30 protein-coding genes and 1 tRNA gene are annotated in these 26,260 nt (G+C 69.2%); 20 read left to right on the forward strand and 11 right to left on the reverse strand.

Annotation, left to right across the window (positions count from 1 at the left end; all coding sequences use genetic code 11):
• Nucleotides 1-176 precede the first annotated feature (176 nt).
• On the forward strand, nt 177-1,565 hold the full coding sequence (locus AVZ66_RS12825; RefSeq protein ID WP_058984468.1) for a signal recognition particle protein Srp54: 1,389 nt from the start codon (nt 177-179) through the stop codon (nt 1,563-1,565).
• A 48-nt stretch (nt 1,566-1,613) separates the two neighbouring features.
• A complete protein-coding gene (locus AVZ66_RS12830) occupies nt 1,614-2,525 on the forward strand; it encodes a hypothetical protein (protein ID WP_058984469.1) in 912 nt (303 codons plus the stop codon).
• Here AVZ66_RS12830 and AVZ66_RS12835 read toward each other — a convergent pair whose 3' ends face one another.
• Nucleotides 2,526-3,104, reverse strand: a complete 579-nt coding sequence (locus AVZ66_RS12835) for an NUDIX domain-containing protein (RefSeq protein ID WP_058984470.1) — start codon at nt 3,102-3,104, stop codon at nt 2,526-2,528.
• 79 nt (nt 3,105-3,183) lie between these two features.
• On the opposite strand from AVZ66_RS12835, the gene AVZ66_RS12840 reads away from it, so the two are divergent.
• The 3 genes from AVZ66_RS12840 to AVZ66_RS12850 are packed head-to-tail and all read left to right on the forward strand — an operon-like array spanning nt 3,184 to nt 5,317.
• The gene (locus AVZ66_RS12840; protein WP_058984471.1) at nt 3,184-3,762 is read left to right on the forward strand and encodes a magnesium transporter; all 579 of its coding nucleotides are present in this window, start codon (nt 3,184-3,186) and stop codon (nt 3,760-3,762) included.
• Entirely contained in the window at nt 3,763-4,320 is a 558-nt protein-coding gene (locus tag AVZ66_RS12845) for a magnesium transporter (RefSeq protein WP_058984472.1), read from the forward strand. It abuts the gene before it with no gap.
• A gap of 28 nt (nt 4,321-4,348) precedes the next feature.
• Nucleotides 4,349-5,317 carry a hypothetical protein gene (locus AVZ66_RS12850; protein ID WP_058984473.1) on the forward strand — a complete coding sequence of 323 codons (969 nt, stop codon included), beginning with the start codon at nt 4,349-4,351 and terminating at the stop codon, nt 5,315-5,317.
• On the opposite strand, the gene AVZ66_RS12855 is transcribed toward AVZ66_RS12850, so the two are convergent.
• Both AVZ66_RS12855 and AVZ66_RS12860 read right to left on the reverse strand, forming a co-directional pair.
• Nucleotides 5,318-5,749 (reverse strand): RNA-binding domain-containing protein, encoded by a 432-nt coding sequence (locus AVZ66_RS12855; RefSeq protein WP_058984474.1) that lies wholly within the window; start codon nt 5,747-5,749, stop codon nt 5,318-5,320. It abuts the gene before it with no gap.
• Nucleotides 5,746-6,321, reverse strand: coding sequence for an AAA family ATPase (locus tag AVZ66_RS12860; protein WP_058984475.1), 576 nt, complete (start codon nt 6,319-6,321; stop codon nt 5,746-5,748). The genes AVZ66_RS12855 and AVZ66_RS12860 overlap by 4 nt, the downstream gene beginning before the upstream one ends.
• Before the next feature lie 115 nt (nt 6,322-6,436).
• Between AVZ66_RS12860 and AVZ66_RS12865 the strand changes: the two genes are divergently transcribed.
• Nucleotides 6,437-6,511, forward strand: a tRNA-Arg gene (locus AVZ66_RS12865).
• 255 nt (nt 6,512-6,766) lie between these two features.
• Here the strand turns inward: AVZ66_RS12865 and AVZ66_RS16330 are convergent.
• Nucleotides 6,767-6,916, reverse strand: coding sequence for a hypothetical protein (locus tag AVZ66_RS16330; RefSeq protein WP_157575666.1), 150 nt, complete (start codon nt 6,914-6,916; stop codon nt 6,767-6,769).
• A gap of 469 nt (nt 6,917-7,385) precedes the next feature.
• Nucleotides 7,386-8,495 carry an aminopeptidase gene (locus AVZ66_RS12870; protein ID WP_058984476.1) on the reverse strand — a complete coding sequence of 370 codons (1,110 nt, stop codon included), beginning with the start codon at nt 8,493-8,495 and terminating at the stop codon, nt 7,386-7,388.
• 94 nt (nt 8,496-8,589) lie between these two features.
• Between AVZ66_RS12870 and AVZ66_RS12875 the strand changes: the two genes are divergently transcribed.
• Nucleotides 8,590-9,606 carry a low specificity L-threonine aldolase gene (locus AVZ66_RS12875; protein ID WP_058984477.1) on the forward strand — a complete coding sequence of 339 codons (1,017 nt, stop codon included), beginning with the start codon at nt 8,590-8,592 and terminating at the stop codon, nt 9,604-9,606.
• Here AVZ66_RS12875 and AVZ66_RS17090 read toward each other — a convergent pair.
• Nucleotides 9,603-9,737, reverse strand: a complete 135-nt coding sequence (locus AVZ66_RS17090) for a hypothetical protein (protein WP_269432493.1) — start codon at nt 9,735-9,737, stop codon at nt 9,603-9,605. The genes AVZ66_RS12875 and AVZ66_RS17090 overlap by 4 nt on opposite strands.
• 206 nt (nt 9,738-9,943) lie before the next feature.
• On the opposite strand from AVZ66_RS17090, the gene AVZ66_RS12880 reads away from it, so the two are divergent.
• Nucleotides 9,944-10,573 carry a helix-turn-helix domain-containing protein gene (locus AVZ66_RS12880; protein ID WP_058984478.1) on the forward strand — a complete coding sequence of 210 codons (630 nt, stop codon included), beginning with the start codon at nt 9,944-9,946 and terminating at the stop codon, nt 10,571-10,573.
• 97 nt (nt 10,574-10,670) lie between these two features.
• Here AVZ66_RS12880 and AVZ66_RS12885 read toward each other — a convergent pair whose 3' ends face one another.
• Nucleotides 10,671-11,183 (reverse strand): metallophosphoesterase, encoded by a 513-nt coding sequence (locus AVZ66_RS12885; RefSeq protein ID WP_058984479.1) that lies wholly within the window; start codon nt 11,181-11,183, stop codon nt 10,671-10,673.
• A gap of 37 nt (nt 11,184-11,220) precedes the next feature.
• Nucleotides 11,221-11,607: a hypothetical protein gene (locus AVZ66_RS12890; RefSeq protein ID WP_058984480.1), complete on the reverse strand. Its 387-nt coding sequence runs from the start codon at nt 11,605-11,607 to the stop codon at nt 11,221-11,223.
• A 57-nt stretch (nt 11,608-11,664) separates the two neighbouring features.
• On the opposite strand from AVZ66_RS12890, the gene AVZ66_RS12895 reads away from it, so the two are divergent.
• Together AVZ66_RS12895 and dpsA are read left to right on the forward strand one after the other, a co-directional pair.
• Entirely contained in the window at nt 11,665-12,612 is a 948-nt protein-coding gene (locus AVZ66_RS12895) for a cation diffusion facilitator family transporter (RefSeq protein ID WP_058984481.1), read from the forward strand.
• Nucleotides 12,613-12,708: 96 nt separating this feature from the next.
• Nucleotides 12,709-13,248 (forward strand): DNA starvation/stationary phase protection protein DpsA, encoded by a 540-nt coding sequence (gene dpsA, locus AVZ66_RS12900; protein ID WP_058984482.1) that lies wholly within the window; start codon nt 12,709-12,711, stop codon nt 13,246-13,248.
• Nucleotides 13,249-13,291: 43 nt separating this feature from the next.
• On the opposite strand, the gene AVZ66_RS16715 is transcribed toward dpsA, so the two are convergent.
• The gene (locus tag AVZ66_RS16715) at nt 13,292-13,444 is read right to left on the reverse strand and encodes a hypothetical protein (protein ID WP_197407771.1); all 153 of its coding nucleotides are present in this window, start codon (nt 13,442-13,444) and stop codon (nt 13,292-13,294) included.
• 173 nt (nt 13,445-13,617) lie between these two features.
• Between AVZ66_RS16715 and AVZ66_RS12905 the strand changes: the two genes are divergently transcribed.
• Complete coding sequence (locus tag AVZ66_RS12905; RefSeq protein ID WP_058984718.1) at nt 13,618-15,798, forward strand: ATP-dependent DNA helicase; 2,181 nt, start codon at nt 13,618-13,620, stop codon at nt 15,796-15,798.
• 371 nt (nt 15,799-16,169) lie between these two features.
• Here AVZ66_RS12905 and AVZ66_RS12910 read toward each other — a convergent pair whose 3' ends face one another.
• The gene (locus tag AVZ66_RS12910) at nt 16,170-16,697 is read right to left on the reverse strand and encodes a 2'-5' RNA ligase family protein (protein ID WP_058984483.1); all 528 of its coding nucleotides are present in this window, start codon (nt 16,695-16,697) and stop codon (nt 16,170-16,172) included.
• 37 nt (nt 16,698-16,734) lie between these two features.
• On the reverse strand, nt 16,735-16,929 hold the full coding sequence (locus tag AVZ66_RS12915; RefSeq protein ID WP_058984484.1) for a hypothetical protein: 195 nt from the start codon (nt 16,927-16,929) through the stop codon (nt 16,735-16,737).
• Nucleotides 16,930-17,239: 310 nt separating this feature from the next.
• Here AVZ66_RS12915 and AVZ66_RS12920 point away from each other — a divergent pair, with 310 nt between their 5' ends.
• From AVZ66_RS12920 to argF, 9 genes are all read left to right on the forward strand, one after another.
• Nucleotides 17,240-18,475: an argininosuccinate synthase gene (locus AVZ66_RS12920; RefSeq protein WP_058984485.1), complete on the forward strand. Its 1,236-nt coding sequence runs from the start codon at nt 17,240-17,242 to the stop codon at nt 18,473-18,475.
• Entirely contained in the window at nt 18,472-20,001 is a 1,530-nt protein-coding gene (gene argH, locus AVZ66_RS12925; RefSeq protein WP_058984486.1) for an argininosuccinate lyase, read from the forward strand. Before AVZ66_RS12920 ends, argH begins: the two co-directional genes overlap by 4 nt.
• A gap of 227 nt (nt 20,002-20,228) precedes the next feature.
• On the forward strand, nt 20,229-20,393 hold the full coding sequence (gene lysW / locus AVZ66_RS12930; protein ID WP_058984487.1) for a lysine biosynthesis protein LysW: 165 nt from the start codon (nt 20,229-20,231) through the stop codon (nt 20,391-20,393).
• A gap of 1 nt (nt 20,394) precedes the next feature.
• Complete coding sequence (gene lysX, locus AVZ66_RS12935; protein WP_058984488.1) at nt 20,395-21,309, forward strand: lysine biosynthesis protein LysX; 915 nt, start codon at nt 20,395-20,397, stop codon at nt 21,307-21,309.
• Nucleotides 21,309-22,382, forward strand: coding sequence for an N-acetyl-gamma-glutamyl-phosphate reductase (gene argC, locus AVZ66_RS12940; RefSeq protein WP_058984489.1), 1,074 nt, complete (start codon nt 21,309-21,311; stop codon nt 22,380-22,382). Before lysX ends, argC begins: the two co-directional genes overlap by 1 nt.
• A gap of 28 nt (nt 22,383-22,410) precedes the next feature.
• Nucleotides 22,411-23,247, forward strand: coding sequence for an acetylglutamate/acetylaminoadipate kinase (locus tag AVZ66_RS12945; RefSeq protein ID WP_058984490.1), 837 nt, complete (start codon nt 22,411-22,413; stop codon nt 23,245-23,247).
• On the forward strand, nt 23,244-24,356 hold the full coding sequence (locus AVZ66_RS12950) for an aspartate aminotransferase family protein (protein WP_058984491.1): 1,113 nt from the start codon (nt 23,244-23,246) through the stop codon (nt 24,354-24,356). Before AVZ66_RS12945 ends, AVZ66_RS12950 begins: the two co-directional genes overlap by 4 nt.
• Nucleotides 24,353-25,363, forward strand: coding sequence for a [LysW]-lysine hydrolase (locus tag AVZ66_RS12955; protein ID WP_082678846.1), 1,011 nt, complete (start codon nt 24,353-24,355; stop codon nt 25,361-25,363). The genes AVZ66_RS12950 and AVZ66_RS12955 overlap by 4 nt, the downstream gene beginning before the upstream one ends.
• Nucleotides 25,351-26,232 (forward strand): ornithine carbamoyltransferase, encoded by an 882-nt coding sequence (gene argF / locus AVZ66_RS12960; RefSeq protein WP_058984493.1) that lies wholly within the window; start codon nt 25,351-25,353, stop codon nt 26,230-26,232. Before AVZ66_RS12955 ends, argF begins: the two co-directional genes overlap by 13 nt.
• Nucleotides 26,233-26,260 lie beyond the last annotated feature (28 nt).

Genomic DNA, 26,260 nt, shown 5'->3' on the forward strand with positions numbered 1-26,260 from the left:
GGGACGCTGCTCGCGGTTCGCTATCGCTCACCGCTCGCTGTGACGTGGCTCGCTTCGCTCGCCACGCTACTCACGGCTCCCGTTGGTCACCGCTCGTATTTCCGTGGTCTCCCTGCGGTCGACCGCGCTACGCAGAAAAAGGCTCTTACGGGCCGGACGCCTACTGACTGGTAACAATGGTACTCGACGACCTCGGGAGTTCCCTGCGGGGGACACTCGACAAGCTCCGTGGGAAGTCCCGCATCTCCGAGGAGGACGTCGACGAGATCGTCAAGGAGATTCAGCGGTCGCTGCTCCAAGCCGACGTCGACGTGAGCCTCGTGATGGAGCTATCGGACTCCATCGAAGAACGCGCGCTCGAAGAGGAGCCGCCGGGCGGCACGTCCGCCCGCGACCACGTGCTCCGCATCGTCTACGAGGAACTCGTCGACCTCGTCGGCGACTCCACCGAGATTCCCCTCGAAAACCAGACTATCCTGCTGGCGGGTCTGCAGGGGTCGGGGAAGACGACCACCGCGGCGAAGATGGCGTGGTGGTTCTCGAAGAAGGGACTGCGCCCCGCAGTCATCCAGACGGACACGTTCCGCCCGGGCGCCTACGACCAAGCCGACCAGATGACCGACCGCGCGGAGGTCGCGTTCTACGGCGACCCGGACGAGGACGACCCCGTGAAGATCGCTCGGGACGGCCTCGAAGCCACCGAGGACGCGGACGTCCACATCGTGGACACGGCGGGCCGCCACGCGCTCGAAGACGACCTCATCAGCGAAATCGAGGAAATCGAGCGCGCGGTCGACCCCGACCGCAATCTGCTCGTGCTCGACGCCGCAATCGGGCAGGGCGCGAAAGACCAGGCCCGCGAGTTCGACGAGGCAATCGGCATCGACGGCGTCGCCATCACGAAACTCGACGGGACGGCGAAAGGTGGCGGTGCGCTGACCGCGGTCGACGAGACGGGGTCGACCATCGCGTTCCTCGGGACCGGGGAGACGGTCCAAGACATCGAGCGCTTCGAGCCGGACTCCTTTATCTCGCGGCTGCTCGGGATGGGCGACCTCAAACAGCTCACCGAGCGCGTCGAGCGCGCGATGGAGGAGACGGGGCTCGAAGAGGACGACGACTGGGACCCCGAGGACCTGATGAAGGGAGAGTTCACGCTGAAGGACATGCGCAAGCAGATGGAGGCCATGGACAACATGGGCCCCCTCGACCAAGTGATGGACATGATTCCGGGGATGGGCGGCGGAATGATGGACCAGCTCCCGGACGACGCCATGGACGTCACCCAGGAGCGCATGCGGAACTTCGAGGTCATCATGGACTCGATGACCGAGGAGGAACTGGAGAACCCGCGCTCGGTCGGCGCTTCGCAGGTCCGCCGCATCGCGAAGGGCTCCGGGCAGAGCGAGGACACCATCCGGGAACTGCTCGACCAGCACAAGATGATGTCCCAGACGATGAAGCAGTTCCAGGGGATGGGCGACGGCGACATGCAGCGGATGATGAAACAGATGCAGCAGGGCGGCGGTGGCGGCGGTGGCGGCGGGTTCGGCGGCATGTTCTAACCGGGCCGACCAGTACTGTTTTGCCGTCGGGCGCGTACGTCGGGGTGGATGAGTGCACGAGAGTCGACCACACGGGAGGCGCGCGTCCGGCGAGTGACGCGCGTGCCGGTCGACGACGTGCCCGACGCGTACCCCTTCGACGTGGACGCCAGCCACGCGCTCGAACTCGTGGTCGAACGCGAGTCCGAGGACGGCGAGCGCGGGAGCGTTCGCGTCTTCGAGGCGTGGCCCAGCGGCGGCCACGCGAGCAGTCGGCTGGCGCGCGTGCTGGACGCGGTCGGCGAGCCGGCCGGCAATCCGGGCGCGCTCGACGGGGAACGCGTCGTCCTCGAATCCAAGGACGGCGCGTACCGCGTCGACGTGGCGGGAACGCAGGCGCTCCGCGAGCGGACGGTTCCCGCGAGCGAGAACACGCACTCGCTGTCGGAGGTCGCAATCGTCGCCGGCGCGGTCGCTGGCTTGCTCGGCTTCTTCCTCGCGTGGACGGCGTACCAGTTCGCGGCGACGCCGCTGTTCGCGGCCGCGGTCGTCGTGCTCGCGTCTTCGCTGGGCTACGATGCGTGGCAGACGGTGGACACGATGTGGTCCCCGCGTCCGCTCCCGTGGGCGGCGGGCGGCGCAATCCCCGTCCTGAACGTCGGCGTCGCGGCGGCGTACCTCGCGCGGAAGGCGGCGGTCGTCGACACGCCCGAACAGGCCGCGAGCGTCTGGCAAGACGTCCTCGCAGGAACCATCGTCGCGTTCGCGGTGGGGCTGGCGCTGTCGGCGTTCGACCTCACGTTCCCCCTCGGTGCGACGGTGTTCGCACACTCGTGGGCGCTCGCCCCGGTCGCAGTCTTCCTCGACGGGCGGTCGGGACGCCACGAGAACCCACCCAAACGCGCGCCGTGGCTCGCCGGCGCAGTCGTGTTCGGCGGCGCGGGCGCGCTCGTCTACCTCCTGCGGACGGACGGCGTGTAGCTACAGCAACTCCAGAATCAGTTCGCGGTCCCGGAAGTCGTCGGGCAGCGACGCCGCGTCGAACCAGCGGACGTCCTCGATTTCGGGTTCGCCCGACGAGACGCGGACGAGCGGCGCGGCGCGACTGCCGCCGACGCGACGCCCCGTGAACACGACCAGTGGGACGTGGACGCGTTCGGGGCCGCCGTAGTCGATAGCGAAGTCGCGGGCGTACAGCACGCCCGTCACCTCGGCCTCGATGTTGGTCTCCTCGCGGGTCTCGCGGACCGCCGTCTCCGCGAGCGACTCGCCGGGGTCCTGCGCGCCGCCCGGGTTCGTCCAGCCCTCCCGGTAGCCCTGCTGGACGCCGAGCACGCGCCCATCCTCGACGACCACGAGGCCGCCGACACCCGGCAGCCGGTCGAGTTGCTCGTCGACGGACTCGGGGAACGGGTCGTCGGTCGCGTGCGGCGGCGGGTCGACCGGCTGCGGATCGAACACGCGCGCGTCGCCGTCGGCGTGCTCGGTGACCGCCTGCTCGCGGAGGCGGCGGGCGCGTTCGCGGAGCCGCGCGGCGACGGTCTCGGGGGCCTCGCTCACGAGTGGGGGTTCGCACGCGTACCGCAAAAAGCCACGCCCGCCGGCGGGTTTTTTCCGCGGTGGGCGCGTTCCCCCGGCCATGACCATTCGCGCGGTCGCCGAGGACGCCTACCGCGAGGCGCTTGGCATCCTCGTGCTGTCCGCCGTCGCGAGCGTCTTCTCCGGGGTCGTACTCGGCGGGATGGAGCGCGAACTCACCGTCGTCCCCGGCCTCCTCACTATCGTCCCCGCGCTGCTGGCGACCCGCGGGAGCGTCTACGGGTCGCTGGGCGCGCGCCTCGCGACCGGCCTCCACCAGGGACTGGTCGAACCCGAACTGGGCGTGCCCGACCGGCGTGTGCGCTCGGCGGTCGCCGCGGCGATGCTGAACGGCGTCGTCATCTCCGCCGTCGCCGCGACCGTCGGGTACGGCATCCGCCACGCGCTCGACCTCGCGGTCGCGCCGCTCCCCGCGCTCGTCGTCGTTGCGCTCGTCGCGGGCGTGCTCTCCGGGCTCGGCCTCACGCTCGTCGTCATCCTCACGGTGTTCGTGGGGTTCCGGCGCGGCCTCAACCCGGACGCGCTCGCCGGCCCCGTCGTCACTACCACGGGAGACGTCATCGGTATCGCGACGATGCTCGCCGGCGCGCGCCTCGCCATCGCCGCCGGGGTGGTGTGAGTGCCCGAGGAGTGGAGCGTCAGCGGTATCGTCGCGGCGACGTTCCCGCTGCTGGTCGCGCTCACCGTCGTCGAACTCTGGGGCGGCCTCGTGTTGGACGCCAGCCGCGACGTCCTCACGAAGTACCCCTCACTGCTGACGCTCGTCCCCGGCATCATCGCGGTCGCCGGCAACCTCGGGAGCGTGCTCGCCAGCCGGCTGTCGACGGCGTTCCACCTCGGCACGCTGGCGTTCGACCCGACCGACGACGCGCTCGCGGGGAACGCCGCCGCGACGTTCGCGCTCGCCGCCACGCTGTTCCCAGCGGTCGGCGCGGGCGCGTGGCTCGCCCGGTACGCGCTCGGTGACGCCGCGCTCGGCCTCGGCACCGTCGTCTTCATCGCGGCGGCCTCGGGCCTGCTGTTGGCGGTCGTCGCCGTCGCCATCGCGACCACTGCGACCTACGCCGCCTTCGAACTCCAACTGGACCCGGACGACGTGGTCATCCCCGTCGTGACGACGACCTGCGACGTGCTCGGTGTCGTCGTCTTCCTGCTGGTCGTGGGTGCGGTCGTGTAGCCGCGACCGACACCGGTAATTCCCCGGCGTGCGAACAGCCGGTGTGCAACTCGCGGCGCTCCTCGCGGACGTCCTCCCTCGGGTCGCGGCCGTCGCCGTCGCCATCGCCGTCGGCCTCACACTCGCGAACCTCGCCGTCGCGTTCGGCGCGGTGGAGTACGTCGCGCGGTTCGCGAAGCCGCTGACCGGCCCCGCCAACCTCCCTGACGAGGTGGGGACAGCGATTCTGGCGACCACCGCGTCCCCCACTGCGGGCTACGGGATGCTCAAGGAGTACCGGGACGCCGGCGTGCTCGACGACCGCGCGACCCTGATTGCGGTGACCATCAACACGTTCTTCGGGTTCGTCCAGCACATCTTCACGTTCTACGCACCGGTGCTGATTCCGATTCTCGGGCTGGAAGTCGGCTTGATGTACGTCGGTGCGCGCGCCGGCGTCAGCCTCGCCATCACGCTCGCCGGTGTGCTGGCGGGAGCGCTGCTCCTCACGGAGCGCAACGTCGCGCCCGCCACCGACGCTGACGTCGACCTCCCCGGCGACGACGAGGAGACGCGCGGCGAGGCCGTCCGCGGCGCGCTCTCGAAGACCAAGGACAAACTCGTCCGCATCGTGCCGCGCCTCGCAGTCGTCTACACCGCCGTCGTCTACCTCACGACCGCCTACGACGTGACGGAGTACACGGCCGCCGCCGCGCCGCTGACCGATTTGGTTGGGCTGCCATCGGCGAGCGTGCCCGCCATCGCGACGTTCGCCGTCGACACCACGACCGGCGCCATCTTCATCGCGCCCCAAGTCCCCGGGACGTTCACCGCCCGCGAAGCCGTCGCGACGATGCTCGTCGGCGGCATCGTCTCGTTCGCGGTGTCGACGTTCAAGCGCTCGATTCCGTTCCAGTACGGCATCTGGGGGGCGCGCTTCGGGTCGAAAGTCATCGCCGTCAACGTCGCCGCAAAAGTCGTCTTCATCGCGGTCGCAATCGCCGTCCTGCTGGCGTGACTACTCGTCGGCCTCGACCGGCTCGCCGTCCTCCGTCCGCGGCGCGAAGTACGAGACGAACGACTCCACGTCCGGCTCGTTCACCGTGACCTCGACGTGGAGGTCGCCGAGTTCGTCCGCGCTCCCCACGGAGAAGTTCACCTTCCCGACGTACGCCGCCTGCTTCTTCAAGTCGAAACTGAAGCCGCTGTCCGTCTGATTTCGCAGGAACTCCTTCCGAGCGGTGTCGAGGATGCGCTGCTCGAACAACTGCTCGCGGAACTGCTCGACGTCGTGGCACTCCGCGGTAACTCTATCTCCGTGCGTTTCGACGTCTGCAGTCGGGAACAGCCCGGTAATCGTCTCGGCGACGCGGTCCGTGACCTCCGTCGGCTCGACGGGCGCGGACAGTTCCACGTCCACGCTGTAGAGGACGCCCTGGTCGTCGCTCACGACTCCTCCACCCCTGCTTCCGGCGGGTCGTCGACCTCCTCTGTGAGGAGTTCGGTGACGCGCTCGTGGAACTCCTCGAGGCTCCCCGTGTTCTCCATGCGAACGTCGGCGGCTTCGATGGCTTCGTCCATCCCGAACCCGCGCTCGCGCTCCTCGCGGTCCGCGAGCGACTCGCCCTCGACGTCCCCGGGGCGGCCGCGGCCCTCGATGCGCTCGCGGCGCAAGTCGTAGGGCGCGTACACCTCGACGAGCGTGAACGCGCCGTCGAACGCCTCGCGGAACTGCTCGACCTCTACGCCCGACCGGATGCCGTCGACCAGTACCACGTCGCTGTCTTCGAGGTGCTCGCGAATGATGGGCAGCGAGCGCTCCGCGATAGCGCCCGGGCCGTTCTCCTCGCGGAGTTGCTGTGCGATGCGGCCGTGGTGCTCGGCCGGGTCGAGGCCACGGTCCCGGCACTCCTGCCGGATGACGTCGCCCATGATGACGACGGGCACACCGAGCTCCTCGGCGACGGCGGCAGCCTCGCTCTTGCCGCTGCCCGGCATCCCCACGGTACCGATAACTCTCATTACACCGACGTAGCAGCCGACCGTACCTGTGTGCTTCGACTCCTCGGCGCCAACCCGTCGGTTTTTAATCGATGACGCGGTACGCACAGGTATCGGACGCCAGCGGGCGAGCCGTGGACACATGGCCAAACTCGGATAAGGCATCCGCCTTCTAAGCGGAGGATTCTGGGTTCGAATCCCAGTGTGTCCGTTGGACGCGAAGACGCTCCGGTTGGCGCCGCCGGCGAACAACCAATCGGTAGGCATCGACATGGCCGCCGACTACACGCTTGACACGCAGTTGAACGCAATCCGACTTCGAGAGGGTGTGTAGGCGACGAAACCGAGAGTGCTCTGACCCGGTAGCGTTTGCGAGATGGACGAACAGGCTCCACGGTCTGTTCGTGCGACTAGCGAGCGCTAGAATCGTGGTCGTGCCCGGGGCGTCGCGTCGAACTGCCGAGGGTCACATCATCTGGGCGACTTCCTCGAAGTCCGCGCGGCAGAACGGGCAGCGGTAGCTCGTCTCGAATCCCGTGGTCTGGGCGACTGTTCGCGTTTCGAGTTCGTGCATCGCGATGTCGCGACCACAGTCGGGGCAGTCGAGCTTTGGCACGTGACACGCTTACACACGCCACTGACTTAAAACGATGGTTGGCAAGTGATAACACACCTGCGCCGGAGAGGCGCGCTTCGCGCCCAGAAGGCACGTTCCGGTCGGAGCGCGACAACAGAGCGGTTTCAAACCTTTTGTGGCGTAGATTTCCCGTCGCTGGCGGCGTTCACGTCGAAAATTCGCGGGGAAAGCGACCACGAACGCGGGTTGTTCGCTACCGGGCACGCGCTCGGCGCGGCTCACGCCGTTCGCTGTTCGTCAGTCCCGTGGCTCTCATTCGTACGCTTCGCTCGTTTGCTCACGGCTCCCAAAAGTCGCCGCTCGCCATTTCCGCGGTTCTCGGTCGCTGCGCTCCCTCCGAGCCGCGCCCCCTCCGAGCCACGCTACGACAGGCTCGCGGTTCGTCCCTCCCCGCTCGCAGTTCCCGAGAGTCTCAGTCGCTCGCTGCGCTCGCCCCTTCCGACTCTCGCTACGCTTCGAACCCGTCCTCGAATTTGAAGGTGCCGTTGCGCTGGACGACTTCCCCGTCGACCTCGATGTAGGAATCCTCGCTCATGTCCACGATCATGTCAACGTGTTTGGCGGAGTCGTTCTGCTCGACGCCCTCGCCGACCGTCGCGGGGTACGCGCGACCCAGCGCCATGTGGACGGTGTCGCCCATCTTCTCGTCGAACAGCATGTTGTAGGTGAACCGGTCGATGTCGCGGTTCATCCCGATGCCGAGTTCGCCGAGGCGGCGCGCGCCGTCGTCGGTTTCGAGGATGCCTTCGAGGACGTCCTCGTTCTGGTCCGCAGAGAAGTCCACGACTTCGCCGTCCTCGAATTTGAGCCACGCGCCCTGAATCTCGCGGGCCTGATGGTAGACCGGCTTGTCGAACGTGACCTCGCCCTCCACGCTGTCGGGGACGGGCGCGGTGAACACCTCGCCCGCGGGGAGGTTGTTCGTCCCGCAGTCGTTGAGCGTCACCATGTCCTTCACGCTCATCGTGACGTCGGTGGTGTCCCCGGAGACGATGCGGACTTCCTCGGCGGGGTCGAGAATCTCGACCATCTGCTCCTGGTGGGCCTCGACCTCGTCCCAGTCCTTGAGCATCGCGTCGTAGACGAAGTCCTCGTAGGCCTCCGTGGACATCTCCGCGAGCTGGGCGTCCGCGGACGCGGGGTAGTGCGTGAGACACCACTTCGTGTCGAGGCGCGCGTTCAGCACGTCGCGGTAGGCGGCGGCGAACGCGGAGCCGACCTCCGTGCTGACGTCGCTCTGCTCGCTGACGTTCTCGTGGGGACGGCCGACGACGGCGGCGTCGGCGTGCTCGAACAGCTGGAGGAGGTGTTCGGGCTCGGTGAGGTCGTCGGGGTCGACTTCGCGGAGGTACGCGCGGGCGGCGCGGTCCGTGCCGATGCCGCGGTCGCCGCGCGCGAGCATCACGGGGTTGGCGCCGACCTTCCCGATTTCCTCGTAGAGGGCGACGGCGAGGTCTTCGGCGACCGGCGGCAGGCTCACCACGACGTTCTCGTCGGGCTGGAGGTCGATGGCGCGGTCGACGATGATTTCGGCGTGCCGGTGGATGCGGTCGTCCATACCGCACGTTTCGCGCGAACGACGAAAAGGACTTTTCGAATCGAAGTGCCTCCGTGACGCCTCACTTTTGGCGCTGCGGCGCGGACGAGCGCACGTGATAGACCTGCGCAGCGACACCGTCACGACACCGAGCGAGGAGATGCGGGCGGCCGCGGCCGACGCCGAGGTCGGCGACGACGTCTACGGCGAGGACCCGACGGTCAACGAACTGGAGCGCCGCGCGGCCGAGGCGGTCGGGAAGGACGCCGCGATGTACGTGCCGACGGGGACGATGGGCAACCAAATCGCCGCCCGGGTCCACACGGAGCGCGGGCAGGAAGCGCTCGTCGAGCGCGAGAGCCACGTCTACAAGTACGAACTCGGCGGGTTCGCCCAGCACTCCCAACTCCAGGTGCGGACGTACGACGGCGGCGCGAACGGCGCGCCGACCCCTGAGCAGGTCCGGGACGGATACGTCGAAGAGGACCTCCATCGTGCGGGCACGCGCCTACTCTGCTTGGAGAACACGCACAACGTGAAGGGCGGCGTCCCGGTGCCGGCCGACGACGTCGCGGCCGCGGCGCGGGCGGCCCACGACCTCGACGTCCCGGTCCACGTCGACGGTGCGCGCCTGTTCAACGCCGTGGCCGCGCTGGACGCCGACGCCGCGGACCTGCTAGCGCCCGTCGATTCCGTGATGTTCTGCCTCTCGAAGGGGCTGGGGGCGCCCGTCGGGTCGATGCTCGCGGGCAGCGAAGAATTCGTCGAGCAGGCGCGCCGCGTCCGGAAGCTCATGGGCGGCGGGATGCGGCAAGCCGGAATCATCGCCGCGCCGGGCCTCGAAGCGCTAGAGAACCGCGACCGCCTCCACCGCGACCACGAGCGCGCGAAGACGCTTGCCGCCGAACTCGACGCGCTCGACGGACTATCGGTCGCGGAACCCGAGACGAACATCGTCCTCGTGGACACGACTGACGCGGGAGTGACCGCCGCAGCGCTACTGGAGTGCTGCGAGAGCGAGGGCGTCCTCGGGAGCGAGTTCGGCGAGTACACGATTCGGTTCTGCACGCACCTCGACGTGGGCGACGCGGACGTCGAGGCCGCCGTCGAAGCCGTCGAGCGCGCGCTCTAGTCGCCGTCCTTCCCGCTCTGGAACCCCTCCTTGAAGCCGGCGAGCGTGCGTCGGAGGAACAGGAACACGAAGAACACGAACAACAGGAAGGCGGCGGCGAGGACGTAGAACGCGGGGCCGAGTTCCACCATACCACGGGGTTCGACCCGCGGGCATTAGTCGTTTCCCCCGCGAGCGTGGTTCGGAGCGAGTGAGCGAAGCGAACGAGCGAGAACCACGTTGATGCGAACGGCGACCACCGGGAGCCGTGAGCGGAGCGAACGACTGAGGCCCACGGACCCGGCGAACAGCGGTTGTGTCAGGAAAAGCTCAATACGGTCGGACGCGAAGCGCGGGTATGTCCGGTCTGTTACCCTCTCGCTCGGAGGTCGACGACGCCGAGGGGGAGCCCCGCGTGGTCGGCGTCGACTCCGAGGACGCCGACCGCCTCCTGTCCGCGCTCGCCTCGGGGACCGCGCGGGACCTGTACGGCGCGCTCCACGACACGCCGGCGACCCCGTCGGAACTCGCCGAGGAGTGCGAGACGTCCCTCCAGAACGCCCAGTACCACCTCGATAATCTGGAGGACGCGGACCTCGTCGAGGAGTGCGACACGCGCTACTCGGCGAAGGGCCGCGAGATGAGCGTCTACGCGCCCGCCGACGCCCCCGTGGTGTTGTTCGCGGGCGACGAGGAGGAGAGCAAGTCCGTGCGCTCGGCGCTCACGAACCTGCTGGGCGTCGTCGGCGTGTTGGGTGTTGTGAGCCTGCTCGTCCAGCAGTTCGTCGGCACCGGCCTGCAGGCGCCGGGCACGGCCGGCGAGAGTAGCGTCGAGACGACCAGCGAGTTCTCGGCGCTCGTCGCAGACGGCGGCGAGCCAGCCAACGCGGCCGCCGACGCCGCCGCGTCGCTGCCAGCCGGCGCAGCGTTCTTCCTCGGTGGCGTCCTCGCGCTCGCGCTCGTCGGCGCCGCGTGGTACGCTCGATAACCGGACGGTAAAGTCGTGTTTTGAGTCTACGTCGGCTATTTGATACCTGCGGGTGTACGACGTGGTACAGGCTCCCCCCGGCCTGTCCCCGTTGACGCTACCGGCCCTCCACCCGGAACTCCCGGAGGACGCTCCCGCTGCGGTCCCGAATCTCGCCGCGAACGCCCCCTCCCTCGTGGTGTAATTCGGCGTGCGCCGTCGCGTTGCCGCGCGGGTCGGCGTGACTTCCGGGATTCAACAACACCACGTCTTCTGTCTCTGTCACCGCCGGTCGATGCGTGTGTCCCGAGACCACGAGGTCGGCGCCGCGCTCGCGACCGAACAACGCGAGCCCAGTGGCGCCGCCGTGCTGGCGGTGCGTGACCGCGATGCGGAGGGCGTTCGCGTCCAGTGTCCGCGACTCCGGGAGGCGGTCGCGGACCGCTGGCTCGTCGGCGTTGCCGTGGACGGCCAACAACTGGTCGCCGGCGTCGTAGAACGCGTCGAGGGCGGTCTCGGTGGTGAAGTCGCCGGCGTGGACGACCCGGTCGGCCTCCCGGACCGCCGCCAGCGCGCGGCCCTGCAACTCGTGCCCGTCCGTGCTGTGGGTGTCGGACAGAACGGCTATCACGAGCGGACGTAGCGGCCGCGTGGCCGTGACTGTTGGGTTACGAGAGCGCGCCCGCAGCGACGTACAGCGCGAGCGCACTCGCGGTCGCTGCGGCGAGCGCCGCCACCGAGAGGACGATGGCGCGCTTGCGGTCGGCGCGCTGGCCGGCCTCGGGTGCCGGTCGCTGGCTGTCGCCGGAGCCGCTGACGTCGTAGACGCCCGCCATCGCGAACCCGACACAGAACTTCGCCCGCGCCTGAACGACGCCGAGGAAGCCGACGAACAGCGGCGCGACGGCGGCCAGCAGCCACGCGGGGTCGGCGTGGAGCGTCGCGACGGCGACAACGAGCAGCGCGGCGGCCCCGAACCCGGCGACGCCGGAGAGATAGCGTTTGCGTCGCTCGGCGTGACCGATGTTGCACGCGCCCGGCTGATACTCTGTCACACCTCCGCGTTGGGGCTGGGCCAATACCTATGTGTCGGCGGGCTGAATCACGACGAAATGGCCGGAAGCAAGTCGGTCGTTCTCGCTGCACTGTTTGCGAACGGCGCGATTGCGGTGTTGAAGTTCCTCGCGTTCCTCGTGACCGGGAGCCCGGCGATGCTCTCGGAGGTGTACCACTCCGTCTCCGACACCGGCAACCAGGTGTTCCTGCTCATCGGCCTGCGGTACGGCGAGCGCGAACGCACGCGCTCGCACCCCTTCGGCTACGGGAAGGCGCAGTTCTTCTACTCGTTTCTCGTCAGCGTGATGTTGTTCGGTATCGCGGGCTGGGAGTCCGCGAGCCACGGCTACGAGGCGCTGACCGGCCACGGGCGCGTGCTCGGCCGGCAGGCGAAACTGCTGGGCTACGAGTTCCCGGGCGTGTGGGCGAGTTACACGGTGTTGCTCGGCGCGATGGTGTTCGAGTCGTACGCGTTCGTGAAGGCCTACCGGGAGATGCAACGCCAGATCGAGCGCCACGGCTGGAGCGGGTTCAGGGAGGCGTTCCGCCGCACCAGCGACACGACGACGCTGACCGCGCTCACGGAGGACACGGTGGCGCTGCTTGGTCTGGGAATCGCGCTAGTGGGCGTGTTCCTCACCGAGCAGACCGGCAACCACGTCTACGACGCGGCGGCGGCGCTGCTCATCGGGCTGCTGTTGATGGGGTTCGCGGCGGCGCTGGCGTGGGAGAACAAGCGCCTGCTGCTCGGTGAGAGCCTCCCGGCGGCCGACGAGAACGACCTGCGGCGCATCGTCGAGGAGCGCCCCGAGGTCGACTCCATCGTTGGCTTCCGGACGGTGTACTTCGGCCCGAACGAGGTTCTCGTGACGGCGGACGTGGCGTTCGACCCCGCACTGGACACCGAGGGGATGGACGACGTGATTACGAGCCTCGAAGACGCGCTCCGGGAGGCGAACCCGGCGGTGTCGAAGGTGTACGTCGAGCCCGAGGCTGAGAGATAGTCGCACGGGTTTCGGGAACTCTGTTTTCGCGTCTACAAAATATATTTCTCCAGTTGGTAAACCTTTAAGTGAGATGCGGACGAACGTCGGAGTGTAATGAGCACCCAGAAGCACGTGCTGAAGCACGCCGGCGACGTCGAAGGCTCCGAAGGCCTCCGCATCGACGAGGAGAAGGCCGAACAGGTAATCGACGCGCTCAACACGGACCTCGCGGCGACGTACGTCCTCTACCACCAGATTCGGAAACACCACTGGAACGTCGAGGGCGCGGAGTTCCGCGACCTCCACCTGTTCCTCGGCGACGCCGCCGAGAACGCCGAGGCGTTCGCCGACGAACTCGCAGAGCGCGCGCAGGCACTGGGCGGCGTCCCGCACGCCAGCATGTCCACGCTCGAAGACGCCTCCCCGGTCGAACCCGAGGACGAGGACGTCTACGACATCCGGACGTCACTGGAGAACGACCTCGAGATGTACGGCGACATCATCGAGACGCTGCGTGAGCACGTCGACCTCGCGCAGAACCTCGGCGACCACGCGACCGCCGAAATCCTCCGCGAGAACCTCGTGCAGGTCGAGGAGGACGCCCACCACATCGAGCACTACCTCGAAGACGACACGCTGGTCGCCCGAGAGTAGACAGAACCAGTTTTTCTTTCGACGCCGCGACGAACAGCAGCGACTATCGTTCGATGTCGACGGTGCGGTCCGTGGAGATCCAGCCGTCGGGGTTGTCCGACTCCGTGAATACGGTCTTGTCCGGCGATGACTGGAACGCCGCCACACCCTCGCCGGCGGCCGGCGCGTCGTCCTCGCGGTCCTGCGTGGCTGCCATTACTACCCCGTACGGACCCACCCACGAATATACGTTTTGGTGTGCCTAAACCTCTCGGGGCGGGCCGCTACGCTGCCGCTCCCCCCGCGACTACTTCCGCTGGGAGCCGGACGTTTATACGCCGTCGCGCCGAATCAGCCCCCAACGTGGCCGCGAGCAACTCCCCCGACTACATGGAGTTCTTCCCGAAGCCGTCGCCGTACGACAACCAGCGGGAGGCGATGGACGGCATCCGCGACGCCCTCGACAGCGGCCGTGACGTGCTGTTCGAGGGAGCCTGCGGCACCGGGAAGACGCTCGCCGCGCTCGCCCCGGCGCTCGCGCACGCCCGCGAGACGAACAAGACGGTCGTCATCACGACGAACGTCCACCAGCAGATGCGCCAGTTCGTCCGCGAAGCCCGCGAGATTCACGACGCCGCGCCGCTGCGCGCGGTCGTCTTCAAGGGGAAGGGGTCGATGTGTCACATCGACGTCGACTACGAGGAGTGCCAAGTCCTCCGGGACAACACCCACGAACTCGTGGACGCCGAACGCGACAAACGGCAGCTAGAGGAGCGCCAGCAGGCCCTACTGGAGGAGAGCCAGGACGGCGACACCGAGGCCGCCGAAGCCCGCGAAGCGGTGCTGGACGAACTCGAATCAGTGGAGGACGACCTCGACGACCTCCGCGAGGGCAACGTCTGCGAGCGCTACTACGACAACCTCGTCGGCGACAACGACGAGTTCTACGAGTGGCTCTACGACGGCGTCCGCACCCCGGAGGACATCTACGACTACGCCGACGAACGGGGGCTCTGCGGGTACGAACTCCTCAAAGACGGCATCGAGGGCGTGGACCTCGCGGTCTGTAACTACCACCACCTGCTCGACCCGGGGATTCGCGCGCAGTTCTTCCGCTGGCTGGGCCGCGACCCCGAGGACGTGGTGGTGGTGTTCGACGAGGCACACAACGTCGAGGACGCCGCCCGGGACCACGCCACCGAGACGCTCACCGAGAACACCCTCGACAGCGCGCTCTCCGAGTTGGAGGAGGTCGAGGAGAGCCGTGCGGAGGGCGCCGAGCGCGTGGTGTCGGCGTTCCGGGACGCGCTCGTGGAGACCTACGAGGGCGCGTTCGGGCCGGGCGGCGACCGGGCGCTCGCGCGCTCGGAGGTCGACGGGAACTGGACGGACGTCCCGGTCGCCAACGAGGACAAGCGCGACGACCTCACGCTGGCGTTCCTCCAGCAGTACACCGGCCCCGGCATCCGGGAGGACGTCGACGACGCGCTCGCGCTCGGCGAGTACCTCGACGAGGAGTACGACGAAGCCTACCGGAACGGCGAGACGACGACGCGCCGGGAGTGTTTCGTGCTGGAGGCCGCGGAGTTCGTGGAGTCCTACGTCGAGGACAGCGGCGAACTCGGGCAGTACCCGACCGCCGCGGTGCGCCGCGACGAAGGAACGAACGACGTCTACGGCCGCGCGGAACTGTACACGTGCATCCCGCGGGACGTGACGACGGACCTCTTCGACGCCGTCCACGCGAGCGTTCTGATGAGCGCGACCCTTCGCCCGTTCGACGTCACCGCCGACGTGCTCGGCTTGGAGGACCCGGAGACGATGGCGTTCGGCCTCCAGTTCCCCGAAGAACGCCGCCGCACGTTCGCGGTGGACACGAAGCCGCTGTTCTCCTCGAACCGGGACGACCCCGACACCCAGCGGGAGGTCGCGGGCGCGCTCCGGGACGCCGTGAAATTCACGCCCGGGAACTGCCTGTTCTTCTTCCCGAGCTACAGCGAAGCCGAACGCTACCACGACCTGCTGGCGGACGTGGAGGCTGCGCGCTACCTCGATCAACCCGGCACCAGCGCCGAAGAGCTCCGGCAGACGTTCACGGACGACCGCAACGGCGCCCTGTTCACGTCGCTGTGGGGGACGCTCGCGGAGGGCGTGAGCTTCGACGGCGACGACGCGCGAACGGTAGCGGTCGTCGGCGTCCCCTACCCGCACCTCGACGCGCGCGCCGAAGCCGTCCAAGACGCCTACGGGCGCGTGTTCGGCGACCGCGACGACCGCCGCAACGAGGACGCCGGCTGGCGCTACGCCGTCGAGATTCCCACCGTCCGCAAGACCCGGCAGGCGATGGGCCGCGTGATTCGCTCCCCGGACGACTTCGGCGTGCGCATGCTCGTCGACCGCCGCTACACCAAAGAGAGCCGCACGTCCATGCGAAAGTACAGCGTCAACCCGACGTTCCCCGCCGAAGAGCGCCGCGAACTCCTCGACATCGACCCCGAGAAACTCCGCGTGTCGATGCTGAACTTCTACACGGACCTCGACGCCTACGACGGGCAGCCCCCGAGTCCGTAGGTCTCGTATCAGCGGCTGGCGTCTCCAGCTCCTTCGACGGCACCTCGAAATTCCCGGCGTACTCCTTCGAAGTGACCGCTGACACCTCGAAAGCCCCGGCGGGCTACGGTCGCGCGGCTCGCTGTGCGCGCTCGCGGTGCTCGCGTGCTTGCTTCGCCGTGCTTCCCGTAGCCCGCCGCCCCTTTCAGTCCGCCCAATTACCGGCTAACCAACCGTTTACGGGTGGGTTGAAAGGGGCGGGCCGGTCGGCTGCTCCCGGACGAAGTAAGCACCGCAGGCCAGAGGCCGAGGAGCACAACGAGTCCCGGAGCACCGAGCGGCCCGGGGCTTTCGAGGTGTTACCGTCGAGATGACGACGAGCAACTGAGAATCTACGCGGGCAAGGAGAGCGTGTCGACGCGTTCGCCGCGTTCGGCGTCGTAGAGGTAGAGTTCGTCGATGGTCCACGTGACGGGGCCGACGCGGCGGCCGTCGACGTTCTCGACGGCGCGGCGGCCGCGGAAGCCGTCGGCGTCGCGGGCGAGCGTGACGTGGGGGTCGTAGTCGTCACCGCCCTCCATGATTGGGACGGGGTCGAACACCTCGCAGAGGCGCTGGTGGAGGCCGTGGAGGCCGGGGCTCTCGACGGCGAGGTAGACGACGGGACTGGAGCCGTTCGGAGGATTCTCGAAGGTGTCGACTTCGGCGACGCGGGCTTCGACGGCTGGCGCGCCGTCGAGGGCGTCCTGGGCGGTCTGCCACGCGGTGCGGAGTTGTTTGCGGTCGTCGGCGGGGACGCGCTTGACGAGAAGCGTCTGCTCGCGTCGTTCGCGGACGCGAGCGAATTCCGACAGCGCCGGGCGGAGGTCCGCTGCGACCTCCTTGACCGCGTCCGGCACCGGAGCGTTCACGCTGTACACACGCTCTCGTGGGGGCCGGAGCGGCAAAGCGCTGGCGTTAGATGACGTCGAGCAGCCACAGCACGATGAGCACGACCACGATAGTACCGAGCAGCGGCGGCGCGAGCCCGAGGAGGCCGCCGAGGACGCCGATGATGCCCTCCAGGATTTCGAGGGCGATCCAGACGACGACGAGCAGGAGCACGATTTTCAGGAGGTCTTCGACCTCGAGTTTGCCGCGGGCTGTTGGCATACGGACGCGTTCGGAGACGACGCGGATAAGGGTTCAGGCAGTCGTGGGTCGTGTTACCATCAATGGCAAGACAACGGGACGGGAGCAACGCTTAAGCCGTCGGGACCGTTCGAAACTGGTAATGACGCAGTCGTCGGCTCCCGCCCGCCGCTCGCCCGCTGTGAGCCGCGGGACCGTCGGCTGTTCGGTCTCCTCCCGCCGCGTGCCGCGACGACCGGGGTCCTTCTGACCCCACTATAGCTACACTCCTCGTTTTCGGTCTCGCATCACTTCCCGACTACTGCGGCACACAACACACACGGAACACACAATGACAGGAGGAACGGTCGCGCTCGCCTTCTCCGGCGGGCTCGACACGACGGTCTGCGTACCGCTGCTGAAAGAAGAGTACGGCTACGACGACGTCATCGGCGTGACGGTCGACGTCGGCCAGCCCGAATCGGAGTTCGCGGAAGCCCACGAGACGGCCGACGCGCTCGGCGTCGACCACTACGTGGTGGACGCGAAAGCGGAGTTCGCCGACCTCTGCTTCGAGGCGGTGCAGGCGAACGCGAGCTACCAGGGCTACCCGCTCGGCACCGCACTCGCGCGCCCGGTCATCGCGGAAGCGATTCTGGGCGTCGCTGAAGAACAGGGCTGCACGGCGCTCGCGCACGGCTGCACCGGGAAGGGCAACGACCAGCTGCGCTTCGAAGCCGTCTGGCGCGCCAGCGACCTCGACGTCATCGCGCCCGTTCGCGAACTCGGTCTCACGCGCGAGTGGGAGATCGACTACGCGGACGAGAAGGGCCTGCCAGTAGAGGCGGGCAACGAGGGCGAGTGGAGCATCGACACGAACCTCTGGAGCCGTAGCGTCGAGGGCGGCGACCTCGAAGACCCCGGCTACGAGCCGCCGGAGGACATCTACGACTGGACGGACGCCCCGAGCGACGAGACCGAGACCATCGACGTCGAGTTCGAGCAGGGCGTCCCGGTCGCCGTCGACGGCGACGAGATGGAACCGGTGCCGCTCATCGAGTACCTCAACGACCTCGCCGGGAGCTACGGCGTCGGCCGCACGGACATGATGGAGGACCGCATGCTCGGCCTGAAGGTCCGCGAGAACTACGAACACCCGGCGGCGACGACGCTGCTCACGGCCCACGAGGCGCTCGAACAGCTCGTCCTGACGAAAGACGAGCGCGACTTCAGCAAGCAGGTCAGCCAGCAGTGGTCCCAGAAGGCCTACGAGGGCCTCGTCGACCACCCGCTGATGGACGCCCTGAACGGGTTCTTCGAGGGCACCCAGCAGAAGGTCACGGGCACGGTCACCATCAAATTCGAGGGCGGGCAGGCCCGTCCGGTCGCCCGCGAGAGCGAGTACGCGGTGTACTCCGCGGACGCCGCGAGCTTCGACACGGAGACCGTCAACGGCATCGAGCAGGGCGACGCGACCGGCGTCGCGAAGTACCACGGCTTCCAGTCCCGCCTCGCGAACGCGAGCAAGCCGGAACTCGCGCCGGATGGCGGCAGCGAGGCGCAGAGCGACGAGGCGTCCGACGAATGAGCGGGGAGAGCGACGGCACGGTGGTGCGCCGCGACCGCTTCAGCGGCGGCCCCGCGCGGTCGTTCCTCTCCTCGATGAGCGCCGACGACCGCATCTTCGCGGCCGACCTCGCCGTCGACCGCGCGCACGTCGTGATGCTGGCCGAACGGGGCATCGTCGACGACGGCGAGGCCGCGACGATTCTCTCGGCGCTCGACAGCGTCGAGGACGCGGGCTTCGACGCGCTGCCGGACGGCGAAGACGTTCACGAAGCCATCGAGACGGCGGTCGTCGAGCGCGTCGGGCGCGTCGGCGGGAAGATGCACACGGCGCGCTCGCGCAACGACGAGGTGGCGACGTGCATCCGGTGTCGCCTCCGCGAGGACTTGCTGGCCGCGCTGGACGGCGTGCTGGCGCTCCGCACGGCGCTGGCGGAGGTCGCCGAGGCCGAAGCGGAGACGGTGATGCCGGGGTACACGCACCTCCAGCCCGCGCAGCCGACGACGGTCGCGCACTGGGCGCTCTCCTACGAGGGGGCGCTCGCGCGCGACACCGGCCGGCTGCTGGACGCGTTCGGCCGCGCGAACGAGTCGCCGCTCGGCGCGGCGGCGTTCGCGGGCACGACGTTCGATGTGGACCGCGAGCGCACCGCTGACTTGCTCGGGTTCGACGGCGTCGTGGCGAACTCGATGGACGCGTCCGCGAGCCGCGACTTCCTCTTGGAGGCGGTGGCGGCGCTGTCCTCGGTCGCGGTGACGTGCTCGGGGCTCGCGGAGGACGTCGTGCTGTTCGCGAACCGCGGGTTCGTGGAGCTGAGCGACGACTACTCCTCGACGTCTTCGATCATGCCCCAGAAGAAGAACCCGGACACGCTGGAGTTGGTGCGCGCGACCGCGGGCGACGCGGTGGGCGCGTACACGAGCCTCGCGACGACGCTGAAGGGGCTGCCGCGGGCGTACAACCGCGACCTCCAGCGTGCGACGCCGCACGCGTGGCAGGCCGTCGACGACGTGACCGACGCCGTCGAGGTGGCCGCGGGCGCGGTCGCGACGGCGGAGTGGCCCGCCGAGGAGCTGGAAGCGGCGGCGGGCGAGGGGTTCTCGACGGCGACGGGCGTGGCGGACGCGCTCGCGGCGGCGGGGATGCCGTTCCGCACGGCGCACGAAATCGTCGCGCTGGCGGCCGAACACACCGAAGACGCCGACGCGGCGAACTCGGTCCCGGAGAGTCACACGGGCGACGGCGTCAGCGCCGTCGCCGGCGAGCACAGCGCGGACCTCGTCGCGGTGGACGCGGCGGCCCGCGAGGTGACCGGAGAGCCGTTGTCGGAACTGGCGGACCCGGAGGTCGTGGCGGCGGCGCTGGACCCCGTGACGAACGTCGCGCAGCGCGACTCGACTGGCGGCCCGGCGCCCGAAGCTCTGCGGGACGCCCTCGACGACGTGCAGGAGGGGATAGCGGCGGACGAAGCCGCGGTCACGGACCGCGAGGCGGCGCTGGTCGCGGCGGCCGACGACCTCGCTACGGAGGTGGCGGCGTATGAGTGAGGCGGCGGTCGGCGCGGGTCGCGGACAGCCGACGGCCGCGTCGGCGGCAGTGCGACGAGAGCGACCGCCCCTTCGTGGGCAAATAGACAACATACTTACTACGTATTTGGTTTCGACTGGTCGCTCGATTCCGGCGCCTTCGCGCCGTTAGCTACTTCTCCCGTTCGTAAAAGAAGTTTGACAAGTCCGATTAGCTTAAGTGCTATCAGTGAGAACGTGGGAGTGCTATGAGCACATGTCCCGAATGCGGGTCCGACGTGGCCCTGCACGACGACCTCGAAGTCGGCGAAATCGTCGACTGCGACACCTGTGGCACCGAACTGGAAGTCGTCGACACCGCCCCGCCGGTCCTCGATCGAGCGCCCGAGCTCTCCGAGGACTGGGGGGAGTAAGTTGCGCGTCGGCATCCTGTACTCCCGGATTCGCAAAGACGAGAAGCTCCTCCTCGGGGAGCTTCGCGAGCGCGGCCACGACGTCGAGAAGATCGACGTCCGCAAGCACGGGTTCGGCCTCGACGGCACGGACGCCGCCATCGCGGACTGCGACGTCGTGGTGGACCGCTGTCTGGCGACCAGCCGCAGCAAGTACGCCACGGAGTTCTGCCGGCACTACGACGTCCCCGTCGTGAACAGCCCCGAAACCGCGGCCGTCTGCGCGGACAAAGTGCGGACGAGCCTCGCGCTGGACGACGCGGGACTCCCCACGCCCGACACCACGGTCGCGTTCACCACGGACAGCGCCCTCGAAGCCATCGAGGCGTACGGCTACCCGTGCGTCCTCAAGCCCGTCGTGGGCTCCTGGGGGCGCCTGATGGCAAAAATCGACTCGCGGAACGCCGCGGAGGCGGTCCTCGAACACAAGGCGACGCTCGGCCACTACGAGCACAAGGTGTTCTACATCCAGGACTTCGTCGAGAAGCCGGGCCGCGACATCCGCGTGCTCGCGACCGACGGCGAGCCCGTCGCCGCGATGACGCGCTCGGGCGACCACTGGCTGACGAACGCCGCGAAGGGCGCGCAGACAGACTCCTTCGAGGTCGACGAGGAGGTCGCCGAACTCGTCGAAGCCGCCAGCGACGCGGTCGGCGGCGGCCTGCTGGGCGTGGACCTGATGGAGCGCGGGGCGCGCAGCGCCCCGGAAGGAGCGACCGGCGACGACGAGGAGCCGGGAGCAGGCTACACCGTCCACGAGGTCAACCACACCGTCGAGTTCAAGGCGCTGAACGAGGCCAGCGACGTCGACGTGCCCGCGACAGTCGTCGACTGGCTGGAGGACCGCGCCGCGGCGGAAGTGGAGGTGACGCCTTGATGGCCGAGGGCACGACCGCCACCGTCGTCGGCGGGAGCGGGTTCGCGGGCGGCGAACTCCTGCGGTTGCTCGCCGGCCACCCCGAGTTCGAGGTGGCGCAGGCGACCAGCCGCGAGTACGCGAACAAGACCGTCGGGAGCGTCCACCCGAACCTCCGCGACCTCGACCTGCGGTTCACGCCGCCGACGGACCTCGACTCCGTCGACGTGCTGTTCGCGGCGGCGCCCCACGGCGTCGCGATGGACCACCTCGACGAGTGGCAGGCCGCCGCGGACACCGTCGTCGACCTGAGCGCGGACTTCCGCTTGGAGAGCGAAGCGCAGTACGAGGAGTGGTACGACGGCCACAGCGCGCCCGAACACCTCGACGACGCTGTGTACGCGCTCCCGGAACTCAGCCGGGGCGACCTGCCGGGCGCGGACCTGATTGCGGGCGGCGGCTGCAACGCCACCGCGACGATTCTCGGCCTCCGCCCGCTACAGGAGGCCGGCCTCCTCGACGGCGCGCACGTCGTCGTGGACGTGAAAGTCGGGTCCTCGGAGGGCGGCGCGGGCGGCGGTCCCGCCTCCTCGCATCCCGAGCGCTCGGGCGTCGTGCGCCCGTACGCGCCGACGGGGCACCGCCACGAGGCCGAAATCGAGCAGGAGCTCGGACTCTCCGTCTCCTTCACCGCGCACGCCGTGGACATGGTCCGCGGCGCGAGCGCGACCTGCCACGTGTTCCCCGCGAACGGAGTGAGCGGGGGCTCGGAAGACTCGTCTTCCGGTGTCTCCACGGGCGACCTCTGGAGCGCGTACCGCGGGACGTACGAGAACGAGCCGTTTGTCGACATCGTCGCGGGCGGCAGCGGCGTCTACCGCTACCCCGAGCCGAAGGCCGTCGCCGGCACGAACGGCGCGGAAGTCGGCTTCGAGTTGGACGCGGACAACGGCCGCATCGTGGCGTTCTCGGCCATCGACAACATGATGAAAGGCTCCGCGGGGCAGGCCGTCCACGCGGCGAACGTCGCGCTCGGCTTCGAGGAGTCTGCGGGCCTCGACCAACTCGGGTTGCACCCGGTGGGGAGTCCATGAGTCACGCTCACCACCAGGGGTGGTTCGCGTGACTGTAGTAGTCAAAATCGGCGGCGCCCGCGCCGTCGACCCGGCGGGCGCGGTGACCGACGTCGCGCACCTCTCGGTGAACGACGAGGACGTCGTGGTCGTCCACGGCGGGTCGACGGCGGTCGACGACGCACTGGAGATGGTCGGGAAGGAGCCCGACTACGTCGAGTCGCCGTCGGGCGTCACCGGCCGGTTCACGGACCGCGAGACGATGGACGTCTTCGAGATGGCGATGGGGAAGGTCAACACCGACCTCGTCGCGGCGTTCGAGAACGCTGGCGTGCCCGCTGTCGGCCTGAACGGCGTCGACGGGAAGCTCCTGTCGGGGCCGCGGAAGTCCGCGGTGCGCGTCGTCGAGGACGGCAAGAAGAAGATTCGTCGCGGCGAGCACTCCGGCACCATCGAAGCAGTCAACACCGACCTGCTGGAGACGCAGCTAGACGCGGGCTACGTGCCCGTGGTGTCGGTGCCGATGTTCGCGGCGGAGAGCGACGACGAGGAGGAGTGGACGGCCGTGAACGCGGACGCGGACCGCGCGGCCGCCGCGGTCGCCGGCGCGCTCGACGCGACGCTGGTCGTGTTGACCGACGTGGAGGGCGTCTACGCGGACCCCGACGACCCCGAGTCGCTCATCGAGGACGTGCTGACGCCCGAGGACCTCGACGGCGTGAAAGAGGCCGCGGAGGGGTTCATGACGAAGAAGGTGCTGGCGGCGACCGAAGCACTCGAAGGCGGCGCGGAGTCGGTCGTGGTGTCGGACGCGAACCGCCGCGACCCCATCGTCGCCGCGCTCGAAGGCGCTGGCACGCGCTTCAGCCCGGAGGCCCTCTCATGAGCGGCTTCGTCTTCGGGGAGAAACCCATCCAAATCGAGTCCGGCGAGGGGCCGTACGTCTACGACGACGGCGGCACGGAGTACCTCGACATGGGCGCGTCGTACGCGTGCGCGCCGGTCGGCCACTGCCACCCCGACGTAGTGGAGGCCGTCGAGTCACAGGCCAGCGACTTGCTGTTCGTACAGGGCTCGTATCCCACGGAGACGCGGACCGCGCTGTACGACCGCCTCGGCGACCTCGCGCCCGGCAGCCTCTCGAACGTCTGGCTGTGTAACTCCGGGACGGAGGCCAACGAGGCGGCGCTGAAGTTCGCGCGCCACGCGACCGGCCGCGAGAAGGTCGTCGCCGCGAAGCGCGCGTTCCACGGCCGCACGCTCGGCGCGCTGGCGGCGACGTGGAAGCAGAAGTACCGCGAGGGGTTCGCAGTCCCCGAGAACGTGGAGTTCGTCGACTACGGGGACAGCGACGCGCTCGCCGAGGCCGTCGACGACGAGACGGCAGCCGTCATCCTCGAACCGATTCAGGGCGAGGGAGGCGTCCACCCCGCGCCCGAGGGCTACCTGCAGGCCGCCCGTGACGCCTGCGACGAGACGGGCGCGGCGCTGGTCTTCGACGAGATTCAGACCGGGCTCGGCCGCACGGGCACGCTGTGGGCGTGCGAGCAGGCCGGCGTCGCGCCGGACGCGCTCACCGTCGCGAAGGGGCTTGGCAGCGGCCTCCCCATCGGCGCGACCCTCGTGGCAGACTGGCTCGCGGAGGACAGCGGCGACCACGGGTCGACGTTCTCGGGCGGCCCGGTGCCGTGTGCGGCCGCGCTCGCGACCCTCGACGTGCTGGAGGACGACGACCTCGCGGCGAACGCGGCGAGCGTCGGCGACTACCTCCAGGAACAGCTCGCGGAACTGCCGGTGCGTGACGTTCGCGGCGACGGGCTGATGGTCGGCGTCGAGGTGAAACGGGGGGCGAACCGGGCGCTGCGCGCGCTCGCGATGAACCACGGCATCCTCGCGCTCCCCGCGGGCCGCACGGTAGTCCGGCTCTTACCGCCGCTAACTGTCACCGAGCCCCACGCAGACCGCGTGGTCGACGCGCTCGCCGAGGAGCTATGACCCCACGCGACCTCCTCCGCGACCTCGTCTCGACCCCCTCCGTTTCGGGTGCGGAATCCGAGGCTGCCGGTGTGCTCGTGGACTACTTCGAGAGCCACGGCCGCGAGGCGTGGACCGACGACGCCGGCAACGTCCGCGCGCCCGGCGACGACAGCGTGCTCCTCACGAGCCACGTCGACACCGTCCCCGGTTACATCGACGTCCGTGTCGAGGATGGGGAACTCTGGGGCCGGGGCAGCGTCGACGCGACCGGGCCGCTGGCCGCGATGGCCGCGGCGAGCGTCGAGACCGGCGCGTCGTTCGCGGGCGTCGTCGAGGAGGAGACCACGTCAGCGGGCGCGCGCCACCTCGTCGAGGACCGCGCGGAGCCCGACGCCGTCGTGAACGGCGAGCCGTCGGGCTGGGACGCGCTGACGCTGGGCTACCGCGGGCTCGTCGCGGGCACCTACGAGGTCGCCACCGAGAGCGGCCACTCCTCGCGGCCCGAGCCCAACGCGGTCCAGATTGCGACCGCGTGGACCGAGCGCGTGCGCGCGGCGTTCCCCGACGACGACACCGTCTTCGAGTCGGTGACCGTCAAGCCCGTCTCCTTCGACGGCGGGCTCGCCGAGGACGGCACTGCCGTCGAGGCGACCGTGGAGATGCAGTTCCGCCTGCCGCCCGGAACCACCGCCGACGACGTCCACGAGACGGTCGCGGACTGCACGGAGGCCGGCTCGGTGACGTGGACGGAGTCGATTCCGCCCGTCATGGCGAGCCCGCGGACGCCCGTCGCGGGCGCGCTCCGCGCCGGCATCCGGGACGCGGGCGGCGACCCCACGCACCTCCGGAAGACCGGCACGAGCGACGCGAACATCTACGCCGGCGCGTGGGACTGCCCGGTGGCCACGTACGGCCCCGGGGACTCCGACTTGGACCACGCGCCCGACGAACGCATCGACCTCGCCGCCTTCGACCGCGGCGTCGACGTACTCACCACCGCAGCAGACCGCCTATGCACTTCCTGACAATCGACGACCTCACGACCGACGAACTGGCCGGCGTCGTAGACGACGCGGCCGCGTTGAAGCGCGCGCAAGCCGACGGCATGCCACACGAGGCCCTCCCCGGGCGCTCGCTGGCGATGCTGTTCGAGAAGCCGTCGACGCGAACCCGCGTGAGCTTCGAAGTCGGGATGACCCAACTCGGCGGCCACGGCGTCTTCCTCGGCGACGACGACATCCAACTCGGGCGCGGCGAACCCGTCGCGGACACCGCCCGCGCGCTCGGCCGGTACGTCGACGCCGTGATGGCGCGCGTGTTCGACCACGACGACCTCGAGGAGATTGCCGCGCACGCCGACGCGCCGGTCGTGAACGGTCTCACCGACGACGCCCACCCGTGTCAGGCGCTCGCGGACCTCCTGACGCTCCGGGAGGTCGTCGGCGACTCCGGGACCGTGGCGTGGGTCGGCGACGGTAACAACGTCGCGGCGTCGTTCACCGTCGGCGCGGCGATGATGGGCTACGACGTGCAGGTGGCGACGCCCGAGGAGTACGCGCTGGACGACTCCGTCGTCGCGCGCGCCGAGGAACACGGGGACGTGACCGTGACCACGGACCCCGAGGCCGCCACCGAGGACGCCGAAGTCGTCTACACGGACGTCTGGGTGAGCATGGGCCAGGAGAGCGAGCGCGAGCAGCGCCTCGACGCCTTCGAGGGGTTCCAGGTCGACGACGACCTGCTCGGCGACGCCGCGTTCATGCACTGCCTGCCCGCGAACCGCGGCGAGGAAGTGACCGCCGACGTCATCGACGGCGAGCAGTCCGTCGTCTGGCAGCAGGCCGAGAACCGCCTGCACGCCCAGAAGGCGCTGCTCGTCGAACTCGTCGACTGAGCCCCGCCGCCAGTTTTTCCCTCGTCGC

This window comes from Halobacterium sp. CBA1132 (assembly GCF_001485535.1).
Lineage (GTDB): Archaea > Halobacteriota > Halobacteria > Halobacteriales > Halobacteriaceae > Halobacterium.